Here is a 4932-nt window from a genome sequence, read left to right as displayed (position 1 = left end):
GGAGGCCGGGTGGGGGAGCGGGCCGGTGCCGCATCGTTGAAGCCCATCAGTGAAAATCGCGCGACTCGGGCAGGATGCGGACGTCGCGCGGATGCCCATGGCGATAACCGCGCGGCGGCTGCGGATTGGCGACGACATCGGCGCGCAGCAGGTCGGGCGGGCGCACCTTGCGCCCGTCGCCCAGCGTGTCGAGCATCGCGGTGCGATCGACGACGCGGTTCGCCATCAGGTGGATGACACCTTCCTTGCTCCGCTGCACCTCACCCGCGACCTCCATCAGGCGTGAGGCCATGACGGCGCGCCGATAGCGTTCGAACAATCGCGCCCACAGCAGCACATTGACGATCCCGCTCTCGTCCTCGAGCGTGATGAAGATCGCATTGCCCTTGCCCGGCCGCTGGCGGATCAGCACCACCCCGGCGGTGCGGACGAGTGCGCCATTCTTCGCCGCGCCGACCCCCGCCGCGCTCAACACCCCCTCGCGCGCGAAATCGTCGCGCAGGAACGCCATCGGATGCCCCTTCAGCGACAATCGCGTCGTCTGGTAATCGGTCAGCACATGCTCGACCATCGGTGTCGGCGGCAGCATGGCGTCATCCTCGGCGCCGAGTTCGTCGGCCTCGGCGGCGCCGAACAGCGGCAACACCCCCTGCCGCACCCGCCGCGCGTCCCACAGCGCCGGCCGCCGCTCGATCCCCATCGAATTGCACGCATCGGCCTCGGCGAGCAGCCGCAACGCGCGCGAGGGCAGGTTCGCGCGGCGGGCAAGTCCCTCGACCGAGGCAAAGGGGGCGGTGCGTGCCTCGACAATCTGCCCGGCCCACGCCTCGCGAAACCCGTCGACCTGCCGAAAGCCGAGCCGCAGCGCCAGCGCGCCATCGTCGCGTCGTTCGAGGCTATTGTCCCAGCCGCTGAAATTGACGTCGACCTCGCGCACCTCGACCCCATGCTCGCGCGCATCGCGGACGAGCTGCGCGGGCGCGTAGAAGCCCATCGGCTGCGAATTGAGCAGGCCGCAGGTGAAGACGGCGGGGTGATAATGCTTGATCCACGACGAGACATAGACGAGCCGCGCGAAGGACTGTGCATGGCTTTCGGGAAAGCCGTAGCTGCCGAACCCCTCGATCTGCTTGAAGCAGCGTTCGGCGAAATCCTGCTTATAACCCCGGTGGACCATACCGCCGATCATCTTCTCGCGGAAATTCTCGATCGTCCCGACGTTGCGGAAAGTCGCCATGGCGCGGCGCAAGCCATTGGCTTCTTCGGGGCTGAAGTCCGCCGCGACCATTGCGAGCTTCATCGCCTGTTCCTGGAACAGCGGAACACCGAAGGTCTTGCCCAAGACGTCGTGCAATTCGTCGGGAGGATGCGGCGATGCGGGTTCGGGGAATTCGACCGCTTCCTCGCCGCACCGCCGCCGCAGATAGGGGTGGACCATGTCGCCTTCGATCGGACCGGGGCGGACGATCGCGACCTGCACGACCAGGTCGTAGAAGACTTCCGGGCGCAGGCGCGGCAACATGTTGATCTGCGCGCGGCTCTCGACCTGAAACACGCCGATGCTGTCGCCCTTGCACAGCATTCCGTAGACTTCGGGATCGTCGCAATCGATGTCGATTTCGAGACTGTGGTTTCCCAGGTCATGCTCGCGCATAAGGTCGAAGCATTTGCGGATGCAGGTCAGCATGCCGAGCGCGAGCACGTCGACTTTCATCAGCCCGAGCGCGTCGATATCGTCCTTGTCCCATTCGATGAAGGTGCGGTCCTCCATCGCGGCATTGTGGATCGGGACCAGTTCGTCGAGCCGCCCTTCGGTGAGCACGAAGCCGCCGACGTGCTGCGACAGGTGGCGCGGGGCCTCGAGCAATTCGGCGACGAAGCGGTGCAGCCGCTCGATTTCACCATTATGCGGATCGAGCCCGGCTTGAACCAGCCGTTCGATCGGGACTTCATTCCCCCAATTTCCCCAGCTCGTATCGGCAAGCCGCGCCGTCACATCTTCGCTGAGCCCCAACGCCTTTCCGACCTCGCGGATCGTGCTGCGCGGACGATAATGGATGACCGTCGCGGCGATCGCGGCGCGGTCGCGCGTATAGCGATCATAGATATATTGGATGACCTCCTCGCGCCTTTCGTGCTCGAAATCGACGTCGATGTCGGGGGGCTCGTCGCGCTCGGCCGAAACGAAGCGCGAGAAGAGCAGGTCGTGCTTCATCGGATCTACCGAGGTCACGCCGAGTAGGAAGCAGACGATCGAATTGGCGGCCGAACCCCGGCCTTGACACAGGATCGGTGGGTTCTGTTCGCGGGCATGGCGGACGAGATCGTAGACGGTCAGGAAATAATAGACGTAACGTCGCTTCTTGATCAGCCGCAGCTCGTCGGCGAGCAATTTGCGGACCTTGGCGGGCAGGGGCGTCTGGTAACGCGTTTCCGCCGCGGTCTTGACCAGATGGTGAAGATAGTTGAACGGCTTCCATCCGGGTGGCACCGGCTCGTGCGGATATTCGTAGCGCAGGTCTTCAAGATCGAAACCGATGCGCGCAAGTAGTTTCGTGCTTTGCTCGATCGCCTTGGGATAGCCGTCGAACAGCCGCTTCATTTCGGCGGGCGCTTTCAGATGGCGTTCGCCATTGGCGCGAAGCAGCTTGCCGGCCTTTCGGATCGTCGTCCCTTCGCGGATGCAGGTGATGATGTCGTGCAACGGCCGCTGTGCGGCGGTCGCGTAAAGCGCATCGTTGGTCGCGAGCAGCGGGACGCCGGTCGCCACCGACAGGCGCTGAAGCTTGGCCAGCCGGCGGGCATCGGCGCCCGACTGCTGCATGGTGGCAGCGAGCCAGACCGATTTGGGCCGTTTGCACTTGAGGGCTCGGAGCAATTCCTCGTCGCCCGCCATCGCGATCAGTAGCAGGTCGTTGCAATCCTCCAGCAGGTCCTTGAGGTTGAGGATACAATCGCCTTTTTGCGCGCGCAGGTTCCCGATCGACAGCAGCCGCGTCAGCCGGCCCCAGCCGTGGCGGCTGACCGGATAGGCGACGATATCGGGGGTGCCGTCGGCAAAGACGAGCCGGGCGCCGACGGCGAGCTTGAAATCGGAGACGCTTTCGGGGTGTTTGACCTGCAATTCTTTCAGAAAGGCCCATGCGCGCACCACCCCCGCGACGCTGTTGCGGTCGGCGATGCCGATACCGCTCATGCCAAGGTCTAGTGCGCGGGCGACCATGTCGGCGGGGTGCGAGGCACCGCGTAGGAAGCTGTAGTTGGTCGCGGCGACCAACTCGGCGAAGCCAGGCTCGGGGGCGGGTTCCGCGCTCATGCGAACACCCCGTGGATATACCAGCGCGGGTCGGGCTTTTCGTCGTAGAGCCCGTGGCGGAACAGCCAGAAGCGGCGGCCTTGCGCATCCTCGACGCGGTAATAGTCGCGCGTCAGTCCGGCATTGTCGCGGCGGCGCCACCATTCGGCGGCGATGCGTTCGGGGCCTTCGTAGCGGCGTATCGCATGCGCCTGCCGCCGCCAGCGGAACTGGTGCGGCGGACCGTCGGGGACCTCGGCGATCACCTCGATTGGCTGCGGCGGGTCGAACAGATGGAAGGGCCGCGTCGGCGGCTCGCCGGGTTCGGGCGCCTGCCAGCGTTCGGGCGGAGGCCAAGATGGTTGGGCGTCGATCGCGGGCAGCGCGAGCTGCGCCTGTTCGGGGATATGCGTGTCGGCGGCGAGCAGGCGGCGGACGCGCCCGCGTCCGAGCCGCGTCGTCATTCGGTCGACCAGTTCGTCCATCGCCGCGCTGCGCACCGCGCCGCCTTCAAGCTTCAATTGCGTCGCGCCGAGCGTTTCGAGCCGCGGCACCGCGAGGCGGATCATGTCGAAACCGAAACCGGGGTCGAGCGGGTCGGCGAGGCTATCCATGCGCTCGGCGAACAGCCGCATGATGAGCGCGGTGTCGCGCGTCGGATGCCCGGTCTCGATCTCGATGCTCCGCGCGAGTCCGTCGCTGCGAAAGAAGGTCGCGCGGAAATGACGCCCGCCCTTGCCGCGCTCGCGCATCTGGGTGGCGGCTTCGTCTAGGAGTTCGGCGAGCACCTTCGTCGCATGCGCCGTGCTGCCGAGCGGTTCGGCGAAGCGGCGTTCGGTCGCCACAGGAGGAGGCGCGATGCGCGGGTCGAGCGGGCTCGGTGCGTCGCCGAGGATGCGGCGCAGCGCATTGGCGGCGTCGGCGCCGAAGCGCGCGGCGATATTCGCCATCGGCCGGCTCGCGAGGTCGCCGATCGTCTTCAATCCCGCGCGGACCAGCGCGGTCGTCGCCTCGGGCTCGAGTTCGAGCGCCGCGACGGGCAGGCGGCGCACCGCCTGGTCCTCGTCGGGGGCGGGACGCGTCTGGTATCGCGCGAGCGCGCGCGCCGCGTCGGCGGTCGGACCCAGCGCGATGCGCACATGCATGCCGAGGCGCGACAGCCGCATCTCCAGATCGTCGATCAGTTCGGCCTCGCCACCGAGCAGATGGTCGGTGCCCGCGATATCGAGGATCAGTCCATCGGGCGCGTCGATTGCTACCAACGGCGTATAGCGGTTGCACCCCAAGGCGAGCCGGTCGAGCCACGCGGCATCGGCGACCGGATCATGCTGGACTACCAGCAGTTCGGGCACCCGCGCGCGCGCGTCGGCGAGCGGCATGCCGGGGGTGAGCCCGACCGCCTGCGCGGCGCGATCGACGCTCGCAAGGCGGAGCGCGCCGCGCTGCTTTTCGGCGAAGACGAGCGGCGCGTCAGGCGGCCGCGGCGCCGTGCGGCAGAGCCGCTCGGCGGGCAGCCACGGGAAGAACAGCGCCAGATAGCGCCGGGTCCCCGAAGACTTGTTTGTCATGATGCCATTCCATTTGCCAGCGCCCGCCCGCGGCGCCGCCGCGCCGGCGCAGCAGCTCGAGGTCGAAGG

2 protein-coding genes are annotated in these 4932 nt (G+C 67.0%); both read right to left on the bottom strand.

Annotation, left to right across the window (positions count from 1 at the left end; genetic code table 11):
* Positions 1–46 precede the first annotated feature (46 nt).
* Positions 47–3316 (bottom strand): error-prone DNA polymerase, encoded by a 3270-nt coding sequence (locus B1A78_RS20395; protein ID WP_179102115.1) that lies wholly within the window; start codon positions 3314–3316, stop codon positions 47–49.
* The gene (locus tag B1A78_RS20390; RefSeq protein ID WP_077148707.1) at positions 3313–4863 is read right to left on the bottom strand and encodes a DNA polymerase Y family protein; all 1551 of its coding nucleotides are present in this window, start codon (positions 4861–4863) and stop codon (positions 3313–3315) included. The genes B1A78_RS20395 and B1A78_RS20390 overlap by 4 nt, the downstream gene beginning before the upstream one ends.
* Positions 4864–4932: the final 69 nt, after the last annotated feature.

Origin of the sequence: Sphingopyxis sp. KK2, from assembly GCF_001990265.1 — a bacterium.
Taxonomy (GTDB): Bacteria; Pseudomonadota; Alphaproteobacteria; order Sphingomonadales; family Sphingomonadaceae; genus Sphingopyxis.
Note: the sequence above shows the minus strand (reverse complement) of the source record. Positions and strands in the feature narration are given on the sequence as shown.

What these genes read in the sequence shown, in the direction of transcription:
- B1A78_RS20390 (WP_077148707.1), bottom strand. Translation starts at nt 4,863, where the DNA reads ATGACAAACAAGTCTTCGGGGACCCGGCGCTATCTGGCGCTGTTCTTC.
- B1A78_RS20395 (WP_179102115.1), bottom strand. Translation starts at nt 3,316, where the DNA reads ATGAGCGCGGAACCCGCCCCCGAGCCTGGCTTCGCCGAGTTGGTCGCC.